The organism is Pseudomonas sp. PDM28 (assembly GCF_019219115.1).
Taxonomy (GTDB): Bacteria; Pseudomonadota; Gammaproteobacteria; order Pseudomonadales; family Pseudomonadaceae; genus Aquipseudomonas; species Aquipseudomonas laurylsulfatiphila.
In genome coordinates this window covers 220,638-246,917 of sequence record NZ_JAHUWG010000012.1, presented here as the reverse complement: position 1 = coordinate 246,917, position 26,280 = coordinate 220,638, and the positions used below count along the sequence as shown (strand labels likewise).

26 protein-coding genes and 1 pseudogene are annotated in these 26,280 nt (G+C 59.5%); 8 read left to right on the top strand and 19 right to left on the bottom strand.

Annotated elements, in window-relative coordinates:
* Positions 1 to 4: 4 nt before the first annotated feature.
* The 3 genes from KW841_RS26335 to KW841_RS26325 are packed head-to-tail and all read right to left on the bottom strand — an operon-like array spanning position 5 to position 1,628.
* On the bottom strand, positions 5 to 712 hold the full coding sequence (locus tag KW841_RS26335; protein ID WP_218480304.1) for a PilW family protein: 708 nt from the start codon (positions 710 to 712) through the stop codon (positions 5 to 7).
* Positions 709 to 1,158: a type IV pilus modification protein PilV gene (pilV, locus tag KW841_RS26330; RefSeq protein ID WP_218480303.1), complete on the bottom strand. Its 450-nt coding sequence runs from the start codon at positions 1,156 to 1,158 to the stop codon at positions 709 to 711. Before pilV ends, KW841_RS26335 begins: the two co-directional genes overlap by 4 nt.
* Entirely contained in the window at positions 1,155 to 1,628 is a 474-nt protein-coding gene (locus KW841_RS26325; RefSeq protein WP_218480302.1) for a GspH/FimT family protein, read from the bottom strand. The genes pilV and KW841_RS26325 overlap by 4 nt, the downstream gene beginning before the upstream one ends.
* Positions 1,629 to 1,752: 124 nt before the next feature.
* Between KW841_RS26325 and KW841_RS26320 the strand changes: the two are divergent.
* Positions 1,753 to 2,291: pseudogene (locus tag KW841_RS26320) on the top strand (GspH/FimT family pseudopilin).
* Here the strand turns inward: KW841_RS26320 and ispH are convergent.
* From ispH to murJ, 6 genes are all read right to left on the bottom strand, one after another.
* Positions 2,260 to 3,207: a 4-hydroxy-3-methylbut-2-enyl diphosphate reductase gene (ispH, locus tag KW841_RS26315; protein WP_102701727.1), complete on the bottom strand. Its 948-nt coding sequence runs from the start codon at positions 3,205 to 3,207 to the stop codon at positions 2,260 to 2,262. The pseudogene KW841_RS26320 and the gene ispH overlap by 32 nt on opposite strands.
* A 154-nt stretch (positions 3,208 to 3,361) precedes the next feature.
* On the bottom strand, positions 3,362 to 3,799 hold the full coding sequence (gene fkpB, locus KW841_RS26310) for an FKBP-type peptidyl-prolyl cis-trans isomerase (RefSeq protein ID WP_172435717.1): 438 nt from the start codon (positions 3,797 to 3,799) through the stop codon (positions 3,362 to 3,364).
* Positions 3,800 to 3,806: 7 nt separating this feature from the next.
* A complete protein-coding gene (lspA, locus tag KW841_RS26305) occupies positions 3,807 to 4,319 on the bottom strand; it encodes a signal peptidase II (RefSeq protein WP_007970932.1) in 513 nt (170 codons plus the stop codon).
* Entirely contained in the window at positions 4,312 to 7,143 is a 2,832-nt protein-coding gene (gene ileS, locus KW841_RS26300) for an isoleucine--tRNA ligase (RefSeq protein WP_218480301.1), read from the bottom strand. Before ileS ends, lspA begins: the two co-directional genes overlap by 8 nt.
* A 13-nt stretch (positions 7,144 to 7,156) precedes the next feature.
* Positions 7,157 to 8,095, bottom strand: coding sequence for a bifunctional riboflavin kinase/FAD synthetase (gene ribF, locus KW841_RS26295; protein WP_104451400.1), 939 nt, complete (start codon positions 8,093 to 8,095; stop codon positions 7,157 to 7,159).
* A 129-nt stretch (positions 8,096 to 8,224) separates the two neighbouring features.
* The gene (murJ, locus tag KW841_RS26290) at positions 8,225 to 9,763 is read right to left on the bottom strand and encodes a murein biosynthesis integral membrane protein MurJ (protein ID WP_102701730.1); all 1,539 of its coding nucleotides are present in this window, start codon (positions 9,761 to 9,763) and stop codon (positions 8,225 to 8,227) included.
* A 252-nt stretch (positions 9,764 to 10,015) separates the two neighbouring features.
* On the opposite strand from murJ, the gene rpsT reads away from it, so the two are divergent.
* On the top strand, positions 10,016 to 10,294 hold the full coding sequence (gene rpsT, locus KW841_RS26285) for a 30S ribosomal protein S20 (protein WP_218480300.1): 279 nt from the start codon (positions 10,016 to 10,018) through the stop codon (positions 10,292 to 10,294).
* A 181-nt stretch (positions 10,295 to 10,475) separates the two neighbouring features.
* Here the strand turns inward: rpsT and KW841_RS26280 are convergent, their stop codons facing one another.
* From KW841_RS26280 to rplU, 5 genes are all read right to left on the bottom strand, one after another.
* The gene (locus KW841_RS26280; RefSeq protein ID WP_150701499.1) at positions 10,476 to 10,940 is read right to left on the bottom strand and encodes a CreA family protein; all 465 of its coding nucleotides are present in this window, start codon (positions 10,938 to 10,940) and stop codon (positions 10,476 to 10,478) included.
* A gap of 12 nt (positions 10,941 to 10,952) precedes the next feature.
* Positions 10,953 to 12,071, bottom strand: a complete 1,119-nt coding sequence (gene proB / locus KW841_RS26275; RefSeq protein ID WP_033047437.1) for a glutamate 5-kinase — start codon at positions 12,069 to 12,071, stop codon at positions 10,953 to 10,955.
* Between the two features lie 133 nt (positions 12,072 to 12,204).
* A complete protein-coding gene (gene cgtA, locus KW841_RS26270; RefSeq protein ID WP_008052064.1) occupies positions 12,205 to 13,428 on the bottom strand; it encodes an Obg family GTPase CgtA in 1,224 nt (407 codons plus the stop codon).
* A 195-nt stretch (positions 13,429 to 13,623) separates the two neighbouring features.
* On the bottom strand, positions 13,624 to 13,881 hold the full coding sequence (rpmA, locus tag KW841_RS26265) for a 50S ribosomal protein L27 (protein ID WP_003281574.1): 258 nt from the start codon (positions 13,879 to 13,881) through the stop codon (positions 13,624 to 13,626).
* A gap of 35 nt (positions 13,882 to 13,916) precedes the next feature.
* On the bottom strand, positions 13,917 to 14,231 hold the full coding sequence (gene rplU / locus KW841_RS26260) for a 50S ribosomal protein L21 (protein ID WP_003176051.1): 315 nt from the start codon (positions 14,229 to 14,231) through the stop codon (positions 13,917 to 13,919).
* 240 nt (positions 14,232 to 14,471) lie between these two features.
* On the opposite strand from rplU, the gene KW841_RS26255 reads away from it, so the two are divergent.
* The 3 genes from KW841_RS26255 to KW841_RS26245 all read left to right on the top strand — a co-directional run bounded on the left by KW841_RS26255 (position 14,472) and on the right by KW841_RS26245 (position 16,443).
* On the top strand, positions 14,472 to 15,440 hold the full coding sequence (locus KW841_RS26255; protein ID WP_007970914.1) for a polyprenyl synthetase family protein: 969 nt from the start codon (positions 14,472 to 14,474) through the stop codon (positions 15,438 to 15,440).
* 202 nt (positions 15,441 to 15,642) lie between these two features.
* Positions 15,643 to 15,984 (top strand): zinc ribbon domain-containing protein YjdM, encoded by a 342-nt coding sequence (locus KW841_RS26250; protein WP_007970912.1) that lies wholly within the window; start codon positions 15,643 to 15,645, stop codon positions 15,982 to 15,984.
* 201 nt (positions 15,985 to 16,185) lie between these two features.
* Complete coding sequence (locus tag KW841_RS26245) at positions 16,186 to 16,443, top strand: hypothetical protein (protein WP_218480299.1); 258 nt, start codon at positions 16,186 to 16,188, stop codon at positions 16,441 to 16,443.
* Between the two features lie 127 nt (positions 16,444 to 16,570).
* Here KW841_RS26245 and KW841_RS26240 read toward each other — a convergent pair whose 3' ends face one another.
* The 3 genes from KW841_RS26240 to KW841_RS26230 form a co-directional block, all read right to left on the bottom strand.
* Positions 16,571 to 17,188 carry an FKBP-type peptidyl-prolyl cis-trans isomerase gene (locus KW841_RS26240; RefSeq protein WP_007970907.1) on the bottom strand — a complete coding sequence of 206 codons (618 nt, stop codon included), beginning with the start codon at positions 17,186 to 17,188 and terminating at the stop codon, positions 16,571 to 16,573.
* A 120-nt stretch (positions 17,189 to 17,308) separates the two neighbouring features.
* On the bottom strand, positions 17,309 to 17,599 hold the full coding sequence (locus KW841_RS26235; protein WP_007970906.1) for a DUF6482 family protein: 291 nt from the start codon (positions 17,597 to 17,599) through the stop codon (positions 17,309 to 17,311).
* A gap of 203 nt (positions 17,600 to 17,802) precedes the next feature.
* Entirely contained in the window at positions 17,803 to 18,291 is a 489-nt protein-coding gene (locus tag KW841_RS26230; RefSeq protein WP_007970904.1) for a TIGR00645 family protein, read from the bottom strand.
* Positions 18,292 to 18,461: 170 nt separating this feature from the next.
* On the opposite strand from KW841_RS26230, the gene KW841_RS26225 reads away from it, so the two are divergent.
* Positions 18,462 to 20,291 carry a hypothetical protein gene (locus KW841_RS26225; RefSeq protein WP_218480298.1) on the top strand — a complete coding sequence of 610 codons (1,830 nt, stop codon included), beginning with the start codon at positions 18,462 to 18,464 and terminating at the stop codon, positions 20,289 to 20,291.
* Positions 20,292 to 20,297: 6 nt separating this feature from the next.
* Here KW841_RS26225 and KW841_RS26220 read toward each other — a convergent pair whose 3' ends face one another.
* Both KW841_RS26220 and KW841_RS26215 read right to left on the bottom strand, forming a co-directional pair.
* Positions 20,298 to 20,639 carry a hypothetical protein gene (locus tag KW841_RS26220; protein ID WP_007970902.1) on the bottom strand — a complete coding sequence of 114 codons (342 nt, stop codon included), beginning with the start codon at positions 20,637 to 20,639 and terminating at the stop codon, positions 20,298 to 20,300.
* A 303-nt stretch (positions 20,640 to 20,942) separates the two neighbouring features.
* Complete coding sequence (locus tag KW841_RS26215; protein ID WP_218480297.1) at positions 20,943 to 23,381, bottom strand: Lon protease family protein; 2,439 nt, start codon at positions 23,379 to 23,381, stop codon at positions 20,943 to 20,945.
* A 280-nt stretch (positions 23,382 to 23,661) separates the two neighbouring features.
* Here KW841_RS26215 and KW841_RS26210 point away from each other — a divergent pair, with 280 nt between their 5' ends.
* Complete coding sequence (locus tag KW841_RS26210) at positions 23,662 to 24,150, top strand: DUF3015 domain-containing protein (protein ID WP_007970900.1); 489 nt, start codon at positions 23,662 to 23,664, stop codon at positions 24,148 to 24,150.
* A gap of 121 nt (positions 24,151 to 24,271) precedes the next feature.
* Positions 24,272 to 26,125, top strand: coding sequence for a DUF4105 domain-containing protein (locus KW841_RS26205; protein WP_218480296.1), 1,854 nt, complete (start codon positions 24,272 to 24,274; stop codon positions 26,123 to 26,125).
* Positions 26,126 to 26,280: the final 155 nt, after the last annotated feature.

Here is a 26,280-nt window from a genome sequence, read left to right as displayed (position 1 = left end):
TCCCTCATGGCAAGCGGTTGCGCAGTGCGGCAACCACGTTGAAGGTTTGATCACTCACCCGGCGGCTCGGATCGGTGAGGGTCAGGCTCAGGCGAACGCTACGAATCAGCGCGGGGTCCGGCGGGTTGCTGCTGTAGCGGGATGCAGCCAGATCAGTGGCCGTACTGGCCAAGCCGAAGCTCACGTCGAAAGCGCCGACATTGTCCACCAGTACCTGGTCTGCTGCGGCCCCGCCCTTCATGAGCAATTGGTTGTTGCTGAACCTGTAAGTCAGCCGCCGGATCGGAAATGCCTGCTGCCCTGCCGCTGGCGTCCGACCTTCACTGTAGGCGGTCGAATGGGTTCTACAATCGGAAAGCACGGTCCAGTCCGGTTTGTCGCCATTACTGCCGACATCCGACATCACCAGCGTCAACTGGCGGCCGCCGTTGTCCCAACGAATCGGCATTGTACGACTGGCATGGAAATCACCTTTCTCACTTGAATCAGTGATCGTTTCCAGACAACCGAACATCCCGACCATGCGGATTTCCTTAATCATTTTGCTCAACACAAAACGTGCATCCTCCTGCATGTTCGCGGCCGCACTCTGACTGAGATAGGTGTTCTTGGCCGCGATGAAAACCTGCACCACGCCGAGCACCACGATCAGGCTCAATGCCAGGGCGATCAGCAACTCGACCAGGCCGAAGCCTTTGCTGCAACGAGTCATGGGGTCGCCCCCGGATCGACGGCCGTGCGGCTGGTCAGGACGAAGCTGCGCCGCGATTCGGCAGTCTTCGCGGCCCGTGAGTCGTCCCAGTTGATCGTGATGGTGTACACCTGCTGGTTGACGGTGACCCTGCCGGTCGCGGTGGCGCCGAGTGAGCTGACAATGTTGGCGTTGAAGTCAAAGAGGTCCTGATCCCGGGCAACGTCTGGATTGCCCGAAGCCGGAGGCGCAATGGTGTAGTCCGCAGCGGCATTGGCGCGAATGCGGTCCAGCATGTCGTAGGCGATAAAACTGGCCTGACTGGTCATGCGCGCGCTGTCCGTGTACTTCAGCGCATTGAGCTGAAACGCCGCTGCGCCCAGCAACCCCACCCCCAGAATGACTAACGCCACCAGGACTTCGACCAGCGTCATGCCCTCCTGCGAGCCTTGCATCCCTGCCCTCATCCGCAACGTCCACCCAATAGAATTCGTCCGTTCAAACACACTGTCAGCGTCCTGCTTTGTGTTCCCCGCCCATAGTTGATCACCACCTCCGAGGACGGTGATGACAATCCGCCCAGACTGTTGAAATCGATGGCAGTGACGCCAGAGGTTAGCGCCAGAGTTGCGCCGCTGCTCATTGCCGGAACAACCCGCAATACATTGGCCAAAGCGCCAGTACCGTCGTAAATCGCCAGCTCTCCACTCCAGGCATCCCCGCCGGCTGTCGGCCGCAGCCGCGTGGTATTGCCCCGATCGATGGCTTCGAGCCGGGCAACATTCAACGCTCGCTGCAGGTCCGCGACTTCGGTATCTGCCCTGGTTGTTTGCGTCGAGCGGGTAAACGCCGGGACGGCCATAGTCAGCAGGATCAGAAGAATCGCGAGCGCGATCAGCAACTCGATCAGCGTGAAACCTTTTGTACGATGCTCCATCGGGCCCTTCTGTTTCCTTCGGCTATACCTGCTGTTACGCAGCACAACGTTTGAACGATGCTGTGCGTTGCCATTTCTCGCGCACGGATTGCGCGAGCCACAGCACGCCAAGGAGGGATATGTCATGCGGCAACACGGCTTCAGCCTGATCGAACTGCTCATGGGACTGGCAATTACAGGAATTGTTCTGCATCTGGTGACTCCGGCGTTCGCAACGCTGATCGAGTCGAACCAAAGACAGCAAGCGGCGCAGGCTCTTTTCAGTGGTATTCGCACCGCCCGGAGCGAAGCCATCGTCCGCAACCAGGCCGTGGTGATTCACGGCATCAATGGCGACTGGAGCCAAGGCTGCGGATGATCCTGGATATCAGCGGCAAAGGGGAGATGGACAGCGACAATCCACTGCTGGCCGAACGCCAGAGCGGCGCACGCGTGTCGATTGCGGGGAACGGTTCGGTCGAAAGCTCAATACGATTCAGAGGTCAGGGCGAAGCACTGATTGGAGGGACGTTACACATTTGCGCGGTTCGCGAACCGGTAAGCCGACACCAAGTGGTGTTGGCACGGACCGGTCGCGTCAGCCTGCGCAACGACAAGGTTGAGCAGGCGTTATGCGAAAAAAGGACTGAATTCAGAGCAACGAGCGAACGCGCAGTTCTTTAGGCATCGAGAACGTGATGTTCTCCTCGCGACCCGCCAGCTCATCGGCACCGGTGGCCCCCCAGGCCTGCAACTGCTGGATCACGCCGCGCACCAGGACTTCCGGGGCGGATGCGCCAGCGGTGATGCCAATACGCTCGACGCCGTCGAACCAGCTCTTTTGCAGGTCTTCGGCACCGTCGATCAGGTAGGCCGGAGTGGACATGCGCTCTGCCAGCTCGCGCAAGCGATTGGAGTTGGAACTGTTCGGGCTGCCAACCACCAGCACCACGTCGCACTCGTCGGCCAGCTGCTTGACCGCGTCCTGACGGTTTTGCGTGGCGTAGCAAATGTCGTCCTTGCGCGGTCCGCCGATGGCCGGAAAGCGCGAACGCAAGGCATCGATAACGCGACTGGTATCGTCCATCGACAAGGTGGTCTGGGTCACGAAGGCGAGCTTTTCAGGGTTGTTCACCTGCAACGCCGCGACATCTTTCTCGTCTTCGACCAGGTAGATCGCGCCACCATTGCTGCCATCGTACTGGCCCATGGTGCCTTCGACTTCCGGGTGACCGGCGTGGCCGATGAGAATGCACTCTCGGCCGTCACGGCTGTAACGCGCCACTTCGATGTGAACTTTGGTCACCAGCGGGCACGTTGCATCGAACACTTTCAGCCCGCGGCCAGCCGCTTCGCTGCGCACGGCCTGGGAAACGCCGTGTGCACTGAAGATCACAATGACGTCGTCCGGCACCTGATCCAGCTCTTCGACGAAGATCGCGCCACGGGAGCGCAGGTCTTCGACGACAAATTTGTTGTGGACCACTTCGTGGCGCACGTAGATCGGCGGCCCGAAAACTTCCAGGGCGCGGTTGACGATTTCGATCGCCCGGTCCACACCGGCGCAGAAGCCACGGGGGTTGGCGAGTTTGATTTGCATGCTGTGCCTCGTGTCTTGCGCGCGAAATATTGGATCACTGCAATCCCTGTGGGAGCGGGCTTGCCCGCGATGAGGGCCTGACAGCCAACTTTGATGTCGGCTGATGTACCGCTATCGCGGGCAAGCCCGCTCCCACAGTGGTCTGCTTTGTTTCTTACAGCGCTTTGACGGAAATGATTTCCACGTCAAAGGTCAGCGTCTTGCCCGCCAGCGGGTGGTTGAAGTCGATGGTCACTTGCGCGTCGTCGAACTCTTTCACCACGCCCGGCAGTTCAGTATTGGCCGCATCGTTGAAGATCACCAGCAAACCCGGCGACAGTTCCATGTCTGCAAACTGCGAGCGCGGAATGATCTGCACGTTTTGCGGGTTTGGCTGGCCGAACGCGTTTTCCGGCTCGATGCTCAGTGTACGCTTGTCACCGGCCTTGAAACCGAACAGGGCTGCTTCGAAACCTGGCAACAGGTTGCCGTCACCGACCTTGAAGGTCGCCGGGGCTTTGTCGAAGGTGCTGTCCACCGTGTCGCCATTCTCCAGGCGCAATGCGAAATGCAAGGTGACTTCCGTGTTCTGGCCGATGCGTTGCTCAGCCAATACCTGTTCAGTCATGAACGGTTTCTCCGGTCTTTTTACTTTTGAACATATCCAGTGCCAGCATGACAGCACCTACCGTGATTGCACTGTCGGCAAAGTTGAACGCCGGGAAATACCAGCGGTTCTGCCAATGCACCAGAATGAAATCGATCACATGGCCCAAGGCAATGCGGTCATACAGATTGCCCAGCGCGCCGCCGAGCACCAGCGCCAGCGCGACCGCCAGCCAGGTCTCGTTGCGCCCCAGACGCTTGAGCCACACCACCAGCACCGCACTGACCACCACCGCGATCAAGGCGAACAGCCAGCGCTGCCAGCCGGAGCTGTCAGCCAGGAAGCTGAATGCCGCACCAGTGTTGTAGGCCAGGGTCCAGCTGAAGTAATCGGGGATGATCACGATCTGCTGGTACATCTGGAGCTTGCCTTCGAAGTAGAACTTGCTGGCCTGGTCGATGACCAGGACCAGCAAACTCAACCAGAGCCAGCTCAGCCGTCCGAAACGGCCAACGGCATTAGGCATAGTGACGGACCTCGCCCGCGCCGCTGATGTTGTCCACGCAACGACCGCAGATTTCCGGATGCTCCGGGTTCACGCCGACATCTTCGCGGCAGTGCCAGCAACGGGCGCATTTGGCGTGGGCCGACTTGACGATCTTCAGCTTCAGGCCGCTGACTTCAGTAGCGACCGCGTCCTCTGGTGCCTTCACAAACGGTGCAACGCTGGCAGTCGAGGTGATCAGCACGAAACGCAGTTCGTTGCTCAGCTTGGCCAGGTCGGCAATCAGCGCGTCTTCGGCGAACAGCGTCACTTCGGCTTGCAGGTTGCCACCGACAGCCTTGGCTGCACGCTGGATTTCCATCTCTTTGTTGACCGCAACCTTCACTTCCATGATGCGGTCCCAGTAGGCGCGACCCAACTCGAAGCCTTCCGGCAGTTCGCTCAGGCCTTCGTACCAGGTGTTGAGCATGACGGACTCGTTACGCTCGCCCGGCAGGTACTGCCACAGTTCGTCGGCGGTGAACGCGAGGATCGGCGCGATCCAGCGCACCAGCGCCTCGGAGATGTGGAAAAGCGCGGTCTGGCACGAACGGCGGGCCTTGCTGTCGGCGCCGGTGGTGTACTGGCGATCCTTGATGATGTCGAGATAGAAGCCACCCAGCTCCTGCACGCAGAAGTTGTGGATCTTCGAGTACACGTTCCAGAAGCGGTATTCACTGTAGTGCTCTTGCAGCTCACGCTGCAGCAGCAGGGTGCGATCCACGGCCCAACGGTCCAGCGCCAGCATTTCTTCGGCCGGCAGCAGGTCGGTGGCCGGGTTGAAACCGGTCAGGTTCGACAGCAGGAAGCGCGCGGTGTTACGGATACGCCGGTAGGCGTCCGCACTACGTTGCAGGATCTGCTCGGAAACCGCCATTTCACCCGAGTAATCGGTCGAGGCAACCCACAGGCGCATGATGTCGGCGCCCAGGGTATCGTTGACTTTCTGCGGTGCGATCACGTTGCCCAGGGACTTGGACATCTTGCGGCCGGACTCGTCGACGGTGAAACCGTGGGTCAGCAGTTCGCGGTACGGCGCGTGGTTGTCGATGGCGCAACCGGTCAGCAGCGACGAGTGGAACCAGCCGCGGTGTTGGTCAGAGCCTTCCAGGTACAGGTCGGCGCGCGGGCCGGTTTCGTGGCCCATCGGGTGCGAACCGCGCAGGACGTGCCAGTGCGTGGTGCCCGAATCGAACCAGACGTCCAGGGTGTCGCTGATCTTGTCGTACTGCGGTGCTTCGGCGCCCAGCAGCTCGGCGGCGTCCAGCTTGAACCAGGCTTCGATGCCTTCGACTTCGACGCGCTTGGCAACCTCTTCCATCAGCTCGACGGTGCGTGGGTGCAGTTCGCCGCTTTCCTTGTTCAGGAAGAACGGGATCGGCACGCCCCAGTTGCGCTGACGGGAGATGCACCAGTCCGGACGGTTGGCGATCATCGAGTGCAGGCGCGCCTGGCCCCAGGCCGGGACGAACTGGGTGTCTTCAATGGCCTTGAGCGAGCGCTGGCGCAGGGTGTCGCCGGTGGTCGGCTGCTTGTCCATGCCGATGAACCACTGCGCGGTGGCGCGGTAGATCAGCGGGGTCTTGTGGCGCCAGCAGTGCATGTAGCTGTGTTCGATGACGGTGGTGTGCAGCAGCGCACCGACTTCGGTCAATTTGTCGACGATGGCCGGGTTGGCCTTCCAAATGAACTGGCCGCCGAAGAACTCCAGCGAAGGCACATACACGCCATTGCTCTGGACCGGGTTGAGAATGTCGTCGTTGACCATGCCGTATTTCTTGCAGGTCACGAAGTCGTCCACGCCGTAGGCTGGCGAGGAGTGAACCACACCGGTGCCGGCGCCCAGTTCAACGTAGTCGGCCAGGTAAACCGGGGACAGACGGTCGTAGAACGGGTGACGGAAGTTGATCAGTTCCAGCGCCGAACCAACGGCGGTAGCGATCACCGAACCTTCCAGCGAGTAGCGCGCCAGGCACGACTCGACCAGCTCTTCAGCCAGCACCAGCAGCTTGTCGCCGACGTCGACCAGGGCGTAGTTGAATTCCGGGTGGACGTTCAACGCCTGGTTGGCCGGGATGGTCCACGGGGTGGTGGTCCAGATCACGATCGAGGCCGGTTTGCCCAGGGCAGGCAGACCGAAGGCGGCAGCCAGCTTGGCTTCGTCGGCAATCGGGAACGCCACGTCGATGGTCGAGGACTTTTTGTTCTCGTACTCGACTTCCGCTTCAGCCAGGGCCGAACCGCAGTCGAAGCACCAGTTCACGGGCTTCAAGCCCTTGAACACGAAACCGCCCTTGACGATTTCAGCCAGGGCACGGATTTCCCCGGCCTCGTTCTTGAAGTCCATGGTCTTGTACGGGTTGGCGAAGTCGCCCAGCACGCCCAGACGGATGAACTCGGATTTCTGCCCTTCGATCTGCTCGGTGGCATAGGCTCGGCACAGTTCGCGGGTCTTGTCCGCGCCCAGGTTCTTGCCGTGGGTCACTTCGACCTTGTGCTCGATCGGCAGGCCGTGGCAGTCCCAGCCTGGGACATAAGGCGCGTCGAAGCCCGACAGGGTCTTCGAGCGGATGATCATGTCCTTGAGAATCTTGTTCAGTGCATGACCGATGTGAATCGTGCCGTTGGCGTACGGAGGGCCGTCGTGCAATACGAACTTCGGACGATCCTTGCCAATCTCGCGCAACTTTCCGTACAGGCCAATACTGTCCCAGCGCTGCAGGATCTGCGGTTCGCGCTGTGGCAGGCCGGCCTTCATTGGGAAGGCGGTGTCCGGAAGGTTTAGCGTGGCTTTATAGTCGGTCATTTAAGGCTCTTCATTAGCGATGGGCGCTAGGTGCGGCTAGTGCACGGGCGGCGGCGACATCCGCGCTGATCGCCGTTTTCAGTGCCTCCAGAGAGGCGAAACGCTGCTCTTCACGCAGCTTGTGGTGGAAAACCACCGTTAAACGCCGGTCATACAGATCGCCGGCAAAATCTAAAAGATGCACTTCCAGGTGGGCTTTGCCATCACCTTGAACCGTGGGCCGCACGCCGATATTGGCGACGCCGGGCCAGGTCTTGCCATCGATCTCGACGTCCACCAGGTAAACCCCGGTAAACGGTACGCGACGGCGCTTGAGTTGTATGTTGGCCGTGGGCGTACCCAACTGCCGAGCAAGCTTCTGGCCATGCAATACGCGACCGGCGATCCGGTACGGCCGCCCGAGGAGCCGTTCGGCCAGGGCGAAATCCGCGGCAGCCAAGGCATTGCGGACCTGCGTGCTGCTGACCCGGATGCCATCCAGCTCGACGGTTTGCGCCGCTTCGACGGTAAATCCCTGAAGGATGCCGGCCTGTTGCAGGAAATCGAAATCTCCCGCGCGATCACAACCGAAACGGAAGTCATCACCGACCTCCAGGTGCTGGACACCCAGGCCATCGACCAGAATGGTATCGACGAACTCGCTGGCGCTGAGCTTGCTCAGGCGCTGGTTGAAAGCCAGGCACAGAACGCGGTCGACGCCTTCGGCGGCCAACAATTGCAGCTTGTCCCGCAGACGGGCCAGACGGGCCGGTGCGGTCTCCGGCGCGAAGAACTCGCGCGGTTGCGGCTCGAAAATCACCACGCAACTGGGCACGCCCAACTCGAGCGCACGCTCACGCAGCCGCGCCAGGATAGCCTGGTGGCCACGGTGTACACCGTCAAAGTTGCCAATAGTGGCGACACAGCCCCGATGCTGGGGGCGCAGATTGTGGAGGCCTCGAACCAGCTGCATAACGCGCTTCTTGCTCATAAAGTGGTCGATTATAACCACACCCGGCGGCCGACGACAGGCAACACCGTAACCCAAAGTGATCGAACCGACAAAACCGCCGGTTCGCCCGTGTTTATCGAGGCCGGAACCTCAGCCAAGCGTCTTGCGATTGAAGTCGCGCAAACGGAAGCCCATCAACACTAACATGCCGAAATAAGCCACCACACCGGCAACGACCAAGGCACCCAGACGCAGGAAACGCTCAAGCATCTGCCCTTCACCCCAGGCCGGCATGAAATGCATCCCGGCCAGCAACACGCCAGACATCACCGCCACCGCAATCACCAGCTTGAAGCCGAACTTTGCCCAGCCCGGTTGCGGCTGGTACATCTGCTGTTTACGCAGCTGATAGAAGAGCAACCCCGCATTGAGGCAGGCGCCGGCGCTGATGGCGAGCGCCAGGCCCGCGTGGGCCAGAGGACCAATCAGCAACAGGTTAAACAACTGAGTGACGACCAGCGTGAAAATTGCGATTTTCACCGGTGTGCGGATGTTTTGTTGCGCATAAAAGCCCGGTGCCAGCACTTTAATCACGATAATCCCGAGCAACCCTACGGAATAGGCGATCAACGCACGCTGGGTCATGGCCGCATCATGGGCATCGAACTGACCATACTGAAACAGGGAAACCGTCAGCGGTTCGGCCAGAATCCCCAGCGCCAGGGCGCAAGGCAATACCAGCACGAAGCATAGACGCAGGCCCCAATCGAGGATGCGCGAGTATTCGTGGCGATCCTTGCTGGCGTAGGTCTTGGCCAGGGTCGGCAGCAAAATCGTCCCCAACGCCACGCCCAACACCCCGGACGGCAGCTCCATCAAACGGTCGGCGTAGTACATCCACGAGACGGAACCGGCCACCAGGAAAGACGCGAAGATCGTGTTGATGATCAGCGAAATCTGGCTCACCGAGACACCGAGAATGGCCGGCAACATTTGCTTCATGACGCGCCACACACCGCTGTCACGCAGGTTCAGGCGCGGCAGTACGAGCATGCCGATCTTTTTCAGGTGCGGTAGCTGATAGAGCAACTGCGCCAGGCCGCCGACCAGTACCGCCCAGCCAAGCGCCATGACGGGCGGATCGAAGTACGGCGTCAAAAACACCGAAAAGATGATCATGCTGACGTTCAGCAGGGTCGGCACGAAGGCCGGCACTGAAAAGCGGTTCCAGGTATTGAGGATCGCGCCGGCCAACGACGACAGGGAAATCAGCAGGATGTAGGGAAAAGTCACCCGCAACAGACTGGAGGTCAGTTCGAATTTTTCCGGTGTGTCGGTGAAACCCGGCGCGGTGACCCAGATGACCCACGGCGCGGCGATCATGCCCAACGCCGTGACCAGCGCCAGTACCAGCGTCAGCAGGCCCGAGACGTAGGCGATGAAGGTACGCGTCGCCTCTTCGCCCTGCTGGCTTTTATATTCGGCAAGAATCGGCACGAACGCTTGGGAAAACGCCCCTTCGGCAAAGATCCGCCGCAGCAGATTGGGCAATTTGAAGGCGATAAAGAAGGCGTCAGTCGCCATTCCTGCGCCAAATGTGCGCGCGATGAGGGTGTCTCGGACAAATCCCAGAATCCGGGAAAGCATCGTGATAGAGCTGACGGCGGCCAACGATTTGAGCAGATTCATGGAAAGAGTTTGTGCCTGTCGATAAACAGCAGGCGAACTAAGCGCCTACTTGTGCGATACTCCGCGCCGCAACAGCACAGAGCCAAAGCTCGCGAGTTTACAGGTCACACGCCGGAAAGAAATATCCCGTCGCACCACGCCTACCACTTAGCGGAACGTTTCAAGCGCCCTTGACAAGACTTCAACTCATCGGCATGATTCGCGGCCTATTTTGTTTGCTATTTCCTAAAAAGTCTTTCGAGGAGCTCGACGGTGGCCAACTCACCTTCCGCCAAAAAACGTGCAAAACAGGCTGAGAAGCGTCGCAGCCACAACGCCAGCCTGCGTTCCATGGTTCGTACCTACATCAAGAATGTAGTTAAGGCCATCGACGCAAAAGACGCTGCCAAAGCTCAAGCCGCTTACGTTCTGGCTGTGCCAGTTATCGACCGTATGGCCGATAAAGGCATCATCCACAAGAACAAGGCCGCTCGTCATAAGAGCCGCCTGAATGGCCACGTGAAGGCCCTGAACGTTGCCGCTGTTGCCTAAGCGACACGCTCATTAAAAAACCGACCTCAGGGTCGGTTTTTTATTGCCTGCGAATTGATAGGCACATAAAAAACTGTGGGAGCGAGCTTGCTCGCGATGACGGATTAACATTCAGCACTTGTGCTGGCTGGATATCCGCTATCGCGAGCAAGCTCGCTCCCACAGTTTGATTTGCGTGAAATTACTGGACGTGCGCCCACGGCAAAATCGGGATCGCCGTCACCGCATTCTGCGGACTGCCCTCGATCAAGCGATCGCTGTACACCAGGTACACCAGCGTATTGCGCTTCTTGTCGAGGAAGCGCACTACCTGCATGGTCTTGAACACCAGGGACGTGCGCTCCTTGAACACCTCGTCACCATCCTTGAGCTCACCCTTGAAGCTGATCGGCCCGACCTGCCGGCAAGCGATGGACGCCTCGGCACGGTCTTCGGCCAATCCAAGACCACCCTTGACCCCGCCCGTCTTGGCGCGTGACAGGTAGCAGGTCACACCCTCGACCTTGGGATCATCAAAAGCCTCGACCACGATCCGGTCATTTGGCCCGACGAACTTGAACACCGTCGACACCTGACCGATTTCCTCGGCCGAAGCCAGCAGCGGCATCGCCAACAGCAATCCCAACAATCCTTTTGCCACGCGCATTCAGGTATTCCTTCAGACCAGGATCAGGTTATCGCGGTGAACCAGTTCCGGCTCCGCCATGTAACCCAGCAGACCGACAATCGCCTCGGACGACTGACCGATGATTTTTTGCGCTTCCAGCGCACTGTAGTTGGCCAGGCCGCGGGCAATCTCACGACCGTCCGGCGCTACGCAGACCACCATCTCGCCGCGACGGAAGCTGCCCTGCACCAATTTGACCCCGACCGGCAGCAAGCTCTTGTTGCCCTGGGACAACGCGGTCACCGCGCCGGCATCCAGCACCAGGGTGCCACGGGTTTGCAGATGACCGGCCAGCCACTGCTTGCGTGCCGCCAGCATGCCGCGCTCCGGCGACAGCAGGGTGCCAATGCGCTCGCCCGCCTTGAGGCGATCCAGCACACGCTCAAGCCGCCCACCGACGATGATGGTGTGAGCACCGGAACGGGCCGCCAGGCGCGCCGCGCGCAGCTTGGTCTGCATACCGCCACGCCCCAGCGCCCCACCCGTACCGCCCGCTACCGCATCGAGCGCCGGATCATCGGCACGCGCTTCGTAAATCAGTTGGGCATCCGGATTGTTGCGCGGATCGGCGTCGAACATGCCATCGCGATCCGTCAGGATCACCAGCAAATCCGCCTCGACCAGGTTTGCCACCAGCGCCGCCAGGGTGTCGTTGTCGCCGAAACGGATTTCGTCGGTGACCACGGTGTCATTCTCGTTGATGACCGGAATGACTTTGAGCTCGACCAATGCGCGCAAGGTACTGCGGGCGTTCAGGTAGCGCTTGCGGTCGGACAGGTCGTCGTGGGTCAGGAGAATCTGCGCGGTATGCCGGCCATGCTCGGCAAAGCTCGACTCCCAGGCCTGCACCAGCCCCATCTGGCCGATTGCAGCAGCGGCCTGAAGCTCGTGCATCGCACTGGGTCGCGAAGTCCAGCCCAAGCGGCTCATACCGGCCGCCACTGCCCCGGAGGACACCAGCACCAGTTCGACACCCGCCTCATGCAAGGCCACCATCTGCTCAACCCAGACACCCATTGCCGCGCGATCCAGGCCCTTGCCGTCCGCCGTCAGCAAAGCGCTGCCGATCTTCACGACCCAACGCTGCGCACCTGTCACCTTGCTCCGCATCATCTTCAACCTTAGCTTGAGGACAGCGCGACCTGGCACTGCCCGTGACGTTATTCGTGGCTATTCGCGACCAACGATTTACAGATACTAAAACGCCGCTCGATTGAGCGGCGCTTAAGTTTATCGCAACGAATCAGTCACGCACGTAAATGATTTCCGGACCGTCTTCGTCATCCACATCTTCTTCGTCCCAATCATCGTCGCCGATGTCGTGAACCGACTTCACGCCGCTGCGACGCAGGGCACGCTTGTCATCCAGCGCCTGCAGCTGCGCGCGGGCTTCGTCTTCGATGCGCTGATCGAGATCGGCCAGCTCTTCCTTGTAGGCCGGATCATTGGCCAGGCGATCAGCACGATCTTCCATGTAACGCATGATGTCGTGGCACAGACGCTCGGTACCGAGCTTGGAGATGGCCGAGATCACGTACACCGGACCAGTCCACTCCAGGCGATCGACGATCTCCTTGACGCGAGCATCGTGCTCCTCATCAAGGATCTGGTCGCACTTGTTCAGGACCAGCCAGCGATCACGCTCCGCCAGGGACGGGCTGAACTTGATCAGCTCGTTGACGATCACTTCAGCGGCATCCGGTGCGCTGGCGTCATCCAGCGGCGCCATGTCCACGAGGTGCAGCAGCAGACGCGTACGCGCCAAGTGCTTGAGGAAGCGAATGCCCAAACCAGCACCTTCGGAAGCGCCTTCGATCAAACCCGGAATATCGGCAATGACGAAGCTCTTCCAGCGATCGACGCTGACCACACCCAGGTTCGGCACCAGCGTGGTGAACGGGTAGTCGGCAACTTTCGGCTTGGCAGCCGAAACCGAGCGGATAAAGGTACTTTTACCGGCGTTCGGCAAACCCAGCAGACCGACGTCAGCCAGTACTTTCATTTCCAGCTTCAGGTCGCGCTGCTCACCCGGCTTGCCCGGAGTAGTCTGGCGCGGCGCACGGTTGGTACTGGATTTGAAACGGGTATTGCCCAGACCGTGCCAGCCACCCTGCACCACCATCAATTTCTGACCAGCCTTGGTCAGGTCGCCGATAACCTCCTGAGTCGCGGAGTCGATCACCGTGGTGCCGACCGGAACGCGCAGGATCAGGTCTTCACCCTTCTTGCCGGTGCAGTCGGTGCTGCCGCCGTTGGAGCCACGCTCGGCATCGAAGTGCCGGGTGTAACGGTAGTCCACCAGGGTATTGAGGTTTTCGTCGGCCATCATGTAGATGGAACCGCCATCACCACCATCACCACCGTTCGGACCACCGTTTTCGATGAATTTTTCCCGACGGAAACTCATGGCGCCATTGCCGCCATCACCGGCCTTTACTCGAATCGATACTTCATCAACAAACTTCATAACAAACGCCTCTCGCCATACGGACGAGCCGAAAAACAATCAAGACATAAGACTCTTGCAAAAATGAGCGCAGCGACCCCAAACCACGACATCTACATCGTACGCCGACAGCCCATACAAACAGCTTTGCAAGAGACTCACCCCACAAACGAAAAAGCCCCGTCGCGAGACAGGGCTTTTCCAGCGATCGCGCAATTAAGCTGCGACTACGCTCACGTAACGACGACCGAAGGCGCCTTTTACTTCGAACTTGATCACGCCTTCGACTTTAGCGAAGAGGGTGTGATCTTTACCCATGCCAACGCCGTAGCCAGCGTGGAATTGGGTACCGCGCTGACGCACGATGATGTTGCCTGCTTTGATAGCCTGGCCGCCATACATCTTCACGCCAAGGCGTTTGGCTTCTGAGTCGCGACCGTTACGGGTACTACCACCAGCTTTTTTGTGTGCCATGAGTTCAATTCTCCTAGTGAGGAATTAGGCTGAAATTAAGCCTGAATACCGGTGATTTTGATCTCGGTGTACCACTGGCGGTGGCCCATACGCTTCATGTGGTGCTTACGGCGACGGAACTTGATGATGCGGACTTTATCGTGACGACCTTGGGAGATCACTTCAGCCACAACGGTAGCGCCAGCAACAACTGGAGCGCCGATATTCACGTCGTCACCGTTGGCAACCAACAGAACGCGATCAAAGGTAACGGATTCGCCGGTAGCGATTTCCAGTTTTTCGATCTTCAGGTATTCACCTGGGGCGACTTTGTACTGCTTGCCGCCAGTAACGATTACTGCATAAGACATGGTATTTCTCCGATAATCCTGCTCACCCAGCTCTTTATAAGAAGAGGTATTGGCTGGCATGGCTGCATGGGGCTGGAAGGCCCGCTTGCAATTGCGTAAGGCAGGTGCTGCCCAGGAAGTTCAGGGTGCGCGATTGTACGCAAGCCACGCCAGCCTTGCAAGGGGCCGTCCATCGCGCCTTGACACCTGCTGGCGTGGGTCCTAGCATGCCGCGCAACCCTTCTGGAGCGACTGTCGCTGATGCAACCCCAAGCTTTCTACCGCGCGGTGGCGGACGATTTTAGCGCCGTCGACGGCATCATCAAGAAGCAGCTGACTTCGCGGGTGCCGCTTGTATCGAAAATCGGCGATTACATCACCTCGGCCGGCGGTAAACGCCTGCGTCCCTTATTAGTGCTGCTGTGTGGCAAGGCCCTGGGCCGTGAAGGCGACGAACTGCGCCTGTTGGCCGCCACCATCGAGTTCCTGCACACCGCCACCCTGCTGCATGACGACGTGGTCGACATGTCCGGCATGCGTCGTGGCCGCTCGACCGCCAACGCCATGTGGGGCAACGCGCCAAGCGTGCTGGTCGGTGATTTCCTGTATTCGCGCTCCTTCGAAATGATGGTCGAACTGGGCTCCATGCCAGTGATGAAGATCCTTTCGCAAGCCACGCGCATCATCGCCGAAGGCGAAGTGTTGCAGCTGTCGAAGGTGCGGGACGCCAGCACCACCGAAGAAACCTACATGGAAGTCATCCGCGGCAAGACCGCGATGCTCTTCGAAGCCTCGACCCACAGTGCCGCCGCCCTGTGCGAAGCCACGCCGGAACAGGCCGAAGCCCTGCGTACATTCGGGGATCACCTGGGGGTGGCCTTCCAGCTGGTCGACGACCTGCTTGACTACAAAGGCGACGCCGAGACCCTGGGCAAGAACGTCGGTGACGATCTGGCCGAAGGCAAGCCGACCCTGCCACTGATCTACACCATGCGCGAAGGTACGCCGGAACAGGCCGCCTTGGTGCGCAAGGCGATCCAGAAAGGCGGAATCGAAGATCTGGAAAGCATCCGCGAAGCCGTGGAAGCCTCGGGTTCGCTGGAGTACACCGCGCAACTGGCCCGCGATTATGTGGCCCGCGCGATCAAGTGCCTCGAAGCGCTGCCCGCCAGCGAATACCGCGATGCGCTGGTTGAACTGAGTGAGTTCGCGGTAGCCCGTACGCACTGACAATACTGCAAAACCCTGTGGGAGCGAGCTTGCTCGCGTTTAGGCACTTACATTCAACATTGTTGTTGACTGAAAGGACGCCATCGCGAGCAAGCTCGCTCCCACAGGTATGTTCCCCACAGGTTTTCCTGCGCCGTGCCCTCTCCCACCTAAAACCCTATATAATGTGCGCTTTTAGCGATCCTGAATCCAAGGAGCCTTAGTGAGCACGCTGCCACCCTGCCCAAAATGCAATTCCGAATACACCTACGAAGACGGCACCCAACTGATCTGCCCCGAGTGCGCCCACGAATGGTCCGCCAGCGGTGAAGCCGAAGCGGCGTCCGATGACACAGTGAAAAAGGATTCGGTGGGCAATGTCCTGCAGGACGGCGATACCATCACCGTGATCAAGGACCTCAAGGTCAAGGGTACGTCCCTGGTGGTCAAGGTCGGCACCAAGGTCAAGAACATCCGCCTGTGCGATGGCGATCACGACATCGACTGCAAGATTGACGGCATCGGCCCGATGAAACTCAAGTCCGAATTCGTCAGAAAAGTCTGATCCTGCTGTTATCCATCCCGCGCCCGGCACGGGATGGAACTCCCTCCCCCGCCTCACCCGGTCAATCCAGGTAATAGCCAGACGCCAGTCCTTTTGACCTGACGCAATCTTTACCCGGGAAAAAGCGCAAACCGCCAATAGGCCCTTGCTATTTGATGAATAAGAATTATTCTCATCAGACCCTCGGTGGAGATGAGAACCATGACTTATTTGATCGATGCCTGGCTGGACCGCCCACACCCTTACCTCAGGATCCTGCATCGGGAAACCGGGGAAGTCTGTGCCGTACTGGAAGAAGAAGCCTTGAACGAGCTGCAGGACCAGGGTGACCTGGACGTCAACGGTCTGAGCTCAAGCGAGCCGGTGGTGCTCAAGGAACTGGTGCGCAATCTGTTTCTGTTCTGCTATGCCCGGGCGTTGCGCCCGCACAGTGAACTGCACCACAAGATCGAAGTATGAGAAACGTCGCAAGACTCTGTAGAAGCGAGCCTGCTCGCGAAAAACTCAAAGACACGCGCTCATTCAGAATGCCCGCGTAATCGTTGACGCCCATCGCGAGCAAGCTCGCTCCTACAGGTAATCGGTATTACAGAACGTCAAGCAGCTCGACGTCGAACACCAGTACGCTGTGCGGCGGGATGCCGCCAACGCCTTGAGCGCCGTAAGCCAGTTCGCTCGGCACGTACAGGCGCCATTTGCTGCCGGCGTTCATCAGTTGCAGGGCTTCGGTCCAGCCGGCGATCACGCCACCAACCGGGAATTCTGCAGGCTGGCCGCGCTCGTACGAGCTGTCGAACACAGTGCCGTCGATCAGGGTGCCGTGGTAGTGAGTACGCACGGTGTCTTCGCGGGATGGCTTGGCGCCTTCGCCAGCGGTCAGAACTTCGAACTGCAGGCCGGAAGCCAGAGTGGTGATGCCTTCACGCTTGGCGTTTTCAGCCAGGAAAGCCAGGCCTTCGCCAGCGGCCGCTTCAGCCTTGGCTGCAGCTTCGGCCTGCATGATTTCACGGATGACCTTGAAGCTGGCGGACATTTCTTCCTGACCCACACGGCTTGGCTTGCCGGCGAATGCGTCGGTCAGACCCGCCAGGATCGCGTCCAGGCTGACACCCGGTGGCGGGTTGTCACGCAGCTGGTCGCCCAGCTGACGGCCAATGCCGTAGCTGACGCGGGTTTCGTCGGTGGACAGATTTACTTCGGACATGACACTGCTCCGCTGTGCGGACGGCCTGGAACTCGCCGTGCGTGCACAGCGCGTCCCGGAGCGCCCGGAACCAAAAGGGCCAGCAGACTAGCACAGATGACATGCCATTGATGAGGGACGTCAGGCGATCGGCACCTTCAGGGTATCCTGCACATCGGCTACCAGCCCGCACATCTCGTCATGCACGACAGTGTGCACAAGGTTGAAGTGCAGCTTCGGAAAGGAGCGCAGCACATCACGGGCATGCTCCACCGAACGCAGGCTCATCGTGTGCCCGTGCATATCGTTCAAGGGATACGCCGCGCCATGCATCCGTGCTTCCAGCAGGTAGATACCACCTTCCATGGAGATCAGGTTCAGCTCATCGACCTTCCCGGCGACGGCATAGGCATTCAACTCTTGCAGGTTCATGTACGCACCTCACGCAATGGCGAGCCAACATACTTACAGGGATAGGCTTCGGTGCATCAAAGCACAAGCCACAAACGGCGCCGCCCGTCTGTTTTGCAACCCTGTGGGAGCGTGGCCTGCCCGCGATGGCATCACCGCGGTTCATCGACAGACCGAGGTGATGCCATCGCGGGCAAGCCACGCTCCCACAATGGAAGTTGAAATCAGTGCTTGGTGACTTTATCCAGGTAACCCATGGCGAATGCCGAGACCACGAAGGTCATGTGGATGATCACATACCACTGCAGATGCTCGGGGTCGACGTTCTTGGCGTCCATGAAGATGCGCAGCAGGTGAATGGACGAGATTGCCACGATCGACGCGGCCACCTTCATCTTCAGCGACGAAGAGTCCATGGTGCCGAGCCAGTTGAGCTTTTCCTTGCTGTCGTCGATGTCCAGTTGCGAGACGAAGTTCTCGTAGCCGGAAATCATCACCATCACCAGCAAACCGCCCACCAGCGCCATGTCGATCAACGACAGCAGCACCAGGATCAAGTCCGATTCGGCCATCGAGAACACGTTCGGGATGACGTGGAAGACTTCCTGGAAGAATTTCAGCGCCAGCGCCAACAGCCCGAGGGACAGGCCGAAATAGATCGGCGCCAGCAGCCAGCGCGAGGCGTACATTGCATTTTCGATAAAGCGTTCCATTGAAACTCACATGTGGACTGGAAATGGCGGCGAGTATATCAGTCGCCCGCCCCTATCCAGAAGCTGCCAGAAAACGTCGAAAAATCCGCCACCTGCGCCTGTGTACCAAGGTTTTTCTGCTAGTGTCCAAATCATTGAACGCTCAGTGATATTGGACAGGAAGACTGGAAATGGATGTGCGATTGCCTTTGACCAGTGCCGGCATTTGCCTGGCACTGCTGCTAAGTGGCTGCTCACCCAGCGATGAAAAACGCCAGGTCAGCCTCGAAGAAAAAACCGCGCAGTTCGAAAAGTCGCTGGACACCATCCAGGATCCGAAGCTCAAGGATGCCGTGTCGGAGCTGGGCGGCTCACTGCTGCTGCTCGAGCGCGCGCAACTCAAGCTCGACAGCAAACCGGTGGAAACCGAATACGGCGAAGACGCCCTTGCCATGCTCAAGCACTACCCGACCCCGCAAGCCCTGGTCGACACCTATATCAACGGGTTGTTCGTGCTGCAAAAGGATTCCAGTTCCGACTACCTGACCGATCTGCAACCGGTGTTTCCCTTCACGTTCAGCGTTCCTGCCGCGTTTTTGTTTCCCCACGGCCTGGAATGGCAGTCCGTCACCCTGAGCAATAAACGGGTCATTGCCTTCCAGCCGGAATGGTCGGAAACCGACCCCGGCATTCAACTCAGCCCATCGAGTTCCAACCTGACCAACCCCGACGACCTGACAGTGGCCTACCCCTTCATCGAAGGCCTCGACATCGACAAAAAAAATCAGCCGCAGCCGGTGAGCCTGCAGGGTAAGGTCGAAGTCATCGCGCCCCGCCGGCTCTACAGTTTCGACCTGACGAAAAACGACATTGGCCAGACCCGCACCAATGACAACCTGAGCGTCACCTTGCTCACACTGACGAACAACTACGCGGAAATCGAATACAACAACAGTGCGCCGCTGGCGCCTGAAGTCAGTGAAACACCACTGAACCCGTTGATCGTCCAGGCCAGGGACAGCACCGGGCAATACATCACGCGCGCAGGCTCGATCAACGAGACCGCGGCACAAATTGCCTTCTATCGGCAGCAACTGGCCAAGATGCAGCAACAAAAGAGCTGGAGCGAGGCGCTGGAAAAGCAACTCGACGAAGAACAACGCACCTTTGAGGAACAGCAGGCCCGACGCTATTCAAAGGTGTATTTCAACGGGACGATCGAAACCCTCGAAGTCAGCATGCTGGATTTTTCCGCCGCCACGGTCACTCGCAAGGACCTCGACCTGCCGGTCCGGCGCTTCGATGCCGAGACCCCGGACAAGGGCATTCAGCCCTTGAACCTGCCCGTGGTGGTCTATGACGACCAGGCGGCAACCTGGCTAAAAGGGGCAACGCTGAGCGAGGAACAACTGAAAAAGAACGTCAGCATCAGTCAGTCGGTCGACGACCCCAGCGCTGCTCGAATCGAATTCACCCATCTGCGCAGCTTCAACGATGAACTGCTGGGCACTTCGCTCAACCCCGGTGAAAGCCCGGTGAGTTTCTTTACCGAAGACGCGCGTGGTAAACGCGACGAACCGATCGAGCTGCCACCCGAGGCTTACCAGATCGATCCACTGCGCGGCACCATCACCTACGATCTGAATCTGTTTCCGGAAACGCCGGCCTACGCAGTGGGCTCGATGCCACTGTTCCTGGCCACGATCGAGCAAAAAACCGTCGATACCCGTCAACTGCCCAAAGGCCTTGAGCTCAAGGACAATGCCTTGGTGGTGAATCTGAAAGCATTTCCCGCCCAGGACTGGCGCTTTTTCGCCAAGGACGACAGCGGCAATTACTTGAAGGAAATTCTATCGGTCAACCATGGCGCGAACGCACAAGGCCGGGCGCAATTTGCCGTGCATTACTTCTACGGGCAGCCTACGCGCCTGGAAACCTATCAGCGCACTGACCTCGCCACCGTGCAATATGGTTTCGAGGTCAAACTCGACAAGGCCGACATGACACGCCTTGATCAATAGTGCGACTCAGTGCTCGGGGTGAAACTCGAAGCCGCCCAGGTTACGGCAGCGACCACCGTTGATTTCCCGCAATTGGGCTTGCAGGTGCAGGCACCAGATTTGCGGATCGTCGGCCAACTCGTAGCCGTGCAAGGTCAGGCTTTCAACGATGGTGTCGAGGATTGATTCAGCGGCGATCGGGCCATGGAACGGGCCTTGGGCCTTGATGGCCGAAGGTTGTTCACCGGCCATTCCGGCGGCGAACAACAGAGTCCACATGCCCGTGTCTCCTGCCAACGGACGGATGGCACACTCGATACGGGTCACAAGGCCCAGGCATTGACGGGTGAGGCAGAGGTTGCGCGACATGGCGGCGACCCTCGGTAGATCCGGTATTCAGCCCCCATGTGAAGGCTGTTTCGATCCTGTGATTACTGTCGATATCCCTGAGCAGAGAATAGAAGAAAAGTCTGGCTTGCAGGCCGAGGCAAGACCGAAAGGCGCCGAATGGTCATAGTGTGAATATTGACGTCATTTCGACGACGCTCTCCGGTGTTCACACAAACAAAATGTGGGAGCGGGCTTGCTCGCGAAGGCGGCGTATCAGCCAACATAAATGTTGAATGAAAAGACGCTTTCGCGAGCAAGCCCGCTCCCACATGGGTTACCGCATCAAGCAGGCTTGGTTTCCGCCAATGCTTCTTGCGCCAACTCCTTCTCGGCTTCCTTCAGATCATCCTCGCTGATCATTTCCGCGATAACCCGCAAGCGTTCCACGACCCGTGCGTTCACGCTGCCTTCAGGGAACTCGCCATTCTCGTCCGGTTCGCCGGCCGGCTCGCCAACCAGCAAACTCAAGGCTTCGTCGGCCTGACGGACCGCATAGACATGGAACTGCCCCGCACGCACCGCCGCCAGCACCTTCTCGTCGAGCATCAGCGTGGCGACGTTGGCGTGGGGAATGATTGCCCCCTGCTCGCCCGTCAAGCCGCGGGCTTCGCACAGACGGAAGAAGCCCTCGATCTTCTCGTTGACCCCGCCCACCGCCTGCACTTCGCCGAACTGGTTGATCGAACCGGTGATGGCAAAGCACTGTTTGAGCGGGGTTTTCGACAAGGCCGAGATCAGAGTGCAGGCTTCGCCCAGGGACGCACTGTCGCCATCGACATAACCGTAGGATTGCTCCAGGGCGATGCTTGCGGAAATCGCCAGCGGGAATTCCTGGGCGTAGCGACTGCCCAGATACCCCGTGAGGATCATCACGCCCTTGGAGTGGATCGGTTGGCCGAGGTTGACCTCGCGCTCGATGTCGACAATACCGCTGCCGCCCGGGTACACCGTGGCGGAAATCCGCGCCGGCACACCGAAAGCCGAGTCGCCGACCTCCAGCACGGTCAAGCCGTTGCACTTGCCGACCGCTGCGCCGTCGGTGTCGATCAGGATGATCCCGGCCAGCATGTCGTCGAGAATCCGCGCCGAAACCCGCCCGGTTCGCGTGGCCTTGGCCTTGAGTGCCCGTTCGATGTGCCCGGAGTCGGTCATTTCATCACCGGCCAGGTGGCGGATGAAATCGGCCTCGCTGACCAGCTGGAACAAATCACCGATACGCGCCGACAAGCGCCCCTGATGCTCGGCCAGGCGGGCACTGTAAGTCGCCAGACGCGCCACCGCATCGGCGGTCAGCGGTGCCATGCCTTCTTCGGAAGTACGGGTTTTGAGCAACTGGGCGAACTGCTCCAGGCTCTCGTCGACCATCGGGATGTCCTCGTCGAAATCCACCAGGACGCGGAACATCTCCTGGAAGTCCGGATCGAGGTCCTGCAGCGTGTAATACAGCTGACGGGCACCGATGATGACGACCTTGACCTGCAGCGGAATGTGTTGCGGTGTCAGGGTCACGGTGGCCAGACGACCCAGCTCGCCCAGCGGTGATTCCATTTTCAGCTTGCGCGATTGCAGGGCGCGTTTCAGCGCGTCCCACACGAATGGCTCGCTGAGCATTTTGTCCGCTTCAAGGATCAGGAAACCACCGTTGGCCCGGTGCAAGGCCCCCGGCCGCAGTTGGCGGTAGGTGGTGTACAGCGCGCCCTGGTCGGTGCTGTATTCGATACGACCGAAGAGGTTTTCGTAGGTCGGGTGCGGCTCGAACACCACTGGCGCACCGCCGCTGGCCGAGTGACCGACCACCAGGCTCGGCGCGTATTGTTCTTCCAGCAACTTGCGGGCGACTGCGTCGGTCTTGCTGTCGTCCACCAGTTGCTCGACCACGGTCTTGAGCAAATACACCTGCATGGCTTGCAGATAGCCGCAAACCGCCGCGTTCTCGGCGTACTTCTCCGACAATGGCGACAACAAGGGCTGCAAGGCCAGAGTGATGGTTTCTTCGTTCAGATGACGCAACTGGTTGCTCGACTCACGCTTCCATTGCGGCAGGCTGGCGAGCTCTTCGTTGAGGCGCTCCTCCAGGGCCGAAATATCTTCGTGAAAGCGCTCGCGTTCGGCTTCCGGCAACTGGGCGAACTCAGCTTCATCCAACGCCTTGCCATCGCCCATCGGGGTGAAGGCGATATTGCTGGCGTCGCGGTAGAGCGCGACGTCTTTCTCCAGCGCCAGACGCTCGATGACGTCCAGAGCCTTGTCGTAGCGCTGGTTGAAGGCGCGGTCGATGCCACTTTTCTTCTGTTGGTAGGACGGATGCTCGAAGACAGCCGGAAACGTCGCCAGCAGGTTGTCGATCAAGCCGTTGATGTCACCGATGAAGGCACCGGCAGTGCCCGACGGCAGTTCCAGTGCGCGCGGCTCCCGCGGCTCATCAAAATTGTTGACGTAGACCCAGTCCGCCGGAGTCTGCAGGCGCTTGCCTTCGGCCTTGAGGTAGCGTTTGACGAACGAGAACCGGCCAGTCCCCGGCTCGCCCATGACAAATACGTTGTAACCGGGGCGTGGCATGGCCACACCGAACTGCAAGGCTTCGACCGCACGTTCCTGGCCAAGCACACCGCGAAAGGGCTCCAGATCATTGGTGGTAGAGAAGCTGAACTGTTCAGCGGAAAACGGACGGGTCAGCGCTTCGGGCGCTAGACGCAAGCTGGCAGCAACAGGATCAGGCATCGGGCTTCCTTAACAATCAGGCGGGGCAGATGGCAGCATTCTGGCGCTGCCCATGCCCGACTGGCAAGGAGCGCCGCAGGCCAAAGCATAGACAAGCACAAACCCCGTCGTAGAGCCGCGCCAAATCACTGTTTGCGACGATTGTTTTTACAAAAAATCACGGAACCCCGCGATCGTGCCTAAACTCCAAACTGCGCGGCTGGACTAATGACCGGCCCACTGGCACCAGACGGGCCAGAACCCCCTGTCAAATTGGTATGCACATAAAGAGAACAAAGCTATGAAACGGATTCTTCTTGGTACTCTCTTCACCGCTGTATCCATCAACGCCATGGCTCAGGCGCCAGGCGGCCCGGATTGCGGTTGGGGCAACATGCTGTTCGAAGGCCAGCGTGGTACTCCGGCTCACTTCCTGGCATCCACCACCAACGGCACTTCCGGCAACGCAACCTTCGGCATGACATCCGGCACCAACGGTTGCGCAACCAATGCGTCGCTGACCTACGGCGGCAAATCCTGGTTTGCCATGAACGGCATGATGAACGAACTGTCCGAAGACATGGCCAAGGGTCAGGGCGAAGCGCTGACCACCTATGCCGTGGTACTGGGCGTAGCGCCGGAAGACCGTGCGCACTTCGCCGCCGTCACTCACGAGCACTTCCAGCAGATCTTCAGCAAGGCTGACGTGACGGCCGAAGATGTGCATACCAACACCCTGGCCGTACTCAAGGCCGACCCTCGTCTGGCCAAGTACGCAACTCAAGCTTAAGCTCGACCCGCCCCGCTTCTTTCGGGAAGCGGGTTTTGTTTTTTGGACCTGCCCCCTTTTCGGGTAATGCCAACCATCAATTGCGCTGGTCCTGATTTTCTTCCTGTTTAAGTTGCCATCTATGCTCAAACGCCTTGCCTGGCTGGCGCTCTGTGTCTGCGCCCCACTGTCCGCCGCGCCCCACATCGACCCACAACGCTTGCAGCAACTGGCCAACGACCCTTTCTGGATATCCCTGGGCCATTACGAAACCGCCAAGCTCGGCGGCTGGCGCAGCTATGTCAGCGACCGGAAATTCTTCCTCGCCGCCGATGGCAATGAACATCCGGACCATGAACTGGCGGCGACTGTACAAGCCTTGTACGCCCCGGCCAGTGCCGGTGAACAACACGCACAATGTGTCTACCCGGCCCGCACCCGCTGGCTGAAGGAACAACTCGACCTGACCGGCCTGCCAACGCCGGACTGCGCAGCGTTCAAGCAATGGTTCAAGGACGTCTCGCCCGACAGCGCGGTGATGATCTTCCCGGCGGCTTACCTGAACAGCCCATCCTCGATGTTCGGCCATACCCTGCTGCGCATCGACCAGGCCGAAGTGAAGAGCGACAAGACTTCGCTGCTCAGTTACGCGATCAACTTCGGCGCCTACATCGAGGGCTCGGACAACAGCATCATTTATGCCTGGAAAGGCCTGATGGGCGGTTATCCCGGCCTGTTCGCGATGGTGCCCTATCAGGAAAAGCTCTCGGAATACCGCAGCCTGGAAAACCGCGACCTGTGGGAGTACCGCCTGAACCTGACCCCACAGGAAACCGCGCGCATGGTCGAGCACGTCTGGGAGTTGAAGCAGATCAAATTCGACTATTTCTTCTTCGACGAAAACTGCTCATACCGCTTGCTGGAACTGCTGCAAGTGGCTCGCCCGGGCCTGCGCCTGACCGAACAATTCCCGCTCACGGCCATCCCCACGGACACCGTCAAGGCCGTGAAAGCGGCCGGACTGGTGGAATCGATCCAGTATCGCCCGTCCCGGGAGCGCGAGTTGCTCAGTCGTGCCGAGCCGTTGAACCCTGAAGAACAGCAATGGGTGCTGAAAGTCAGCGCCGACCAGAAACAACTGCACGACCCGGCGTTCAAGGCACAACCCCGCGATCGCCAGGCGCTGATCATCGATGCCGCCTATCGCCTGGAGCGCTATCGCGCCAACGGCCAGGAACGCGATCCGGCGCGCGCCCAGCGCAGCTTCGAACTGCTGCGGGCGATCAACCAGAACCCGGCACCGGAGTTGAGTATCCCGCAACCCGGCCTACCTGAAGACGGTCACGAGTCGCGCACCTGGCAGCTCGGTCTCGGCACCCGTGGAGACAAGGCCTTTGGCGAGTACGGCCTGCGCATGGCTTATCACGACCTCAATGACAACAGCGAAAGCTTTCCCCTTGGCGCGCAGATCGAAATCCTGCAATTGAAACTGCGCCAGTACGAAGGAAACGACTGGCAGGTGCAGCAACTGGACCTGGCAACCATTCGCTCCCTGACCCCGCGTAACGAATTGCTGCAACCGCTGTCATGGCAAGTCACGGGCGGCCTGGAACGGGTGCCGGGCAAGCACGATGACCAAACCCTGGTCAGCCATGTCAACGGCGGTGGTGGTGGAACCTGGCAACTGAGCGAGGACATGCTCGGATTTGTCCTGGGCACTGTGCGTGTCGAGCACAACAACGACTTCGCCGAATTCATCGCGCCGGCCGCCGGTTTCAACAGTGGGGTGCTGTGGAAAAACCCGCTGGGCAATCTGAGCCTCGAAGCCAGGGGCGATTACTTCACCAATGGTGAAGTGCGCCGCAGCCTGAGCCTCAATCAGCAATGGGAAATCTCCCGCAATCTCGGACTGCGCTTGAGCGCCCAGCGAGAGTTCAGCCATCTGGCGTCGGCCGAGAACGAGGTGATGCTTGAGCTGAAGTGGTACCACTACTGACCCGGAACGCAAATCCCTGTGGGAGCGGGCTTGCTCGCGAAAGCGGTGTGTCAGTCAGCATTAATTTTGAATGACAGATCGCATTCGCGAGCAAGCCCGCTCCCACAGGGGGGGGTACGTGGCGTTCGACAAAAAGCGTACACAGCTTTCACATA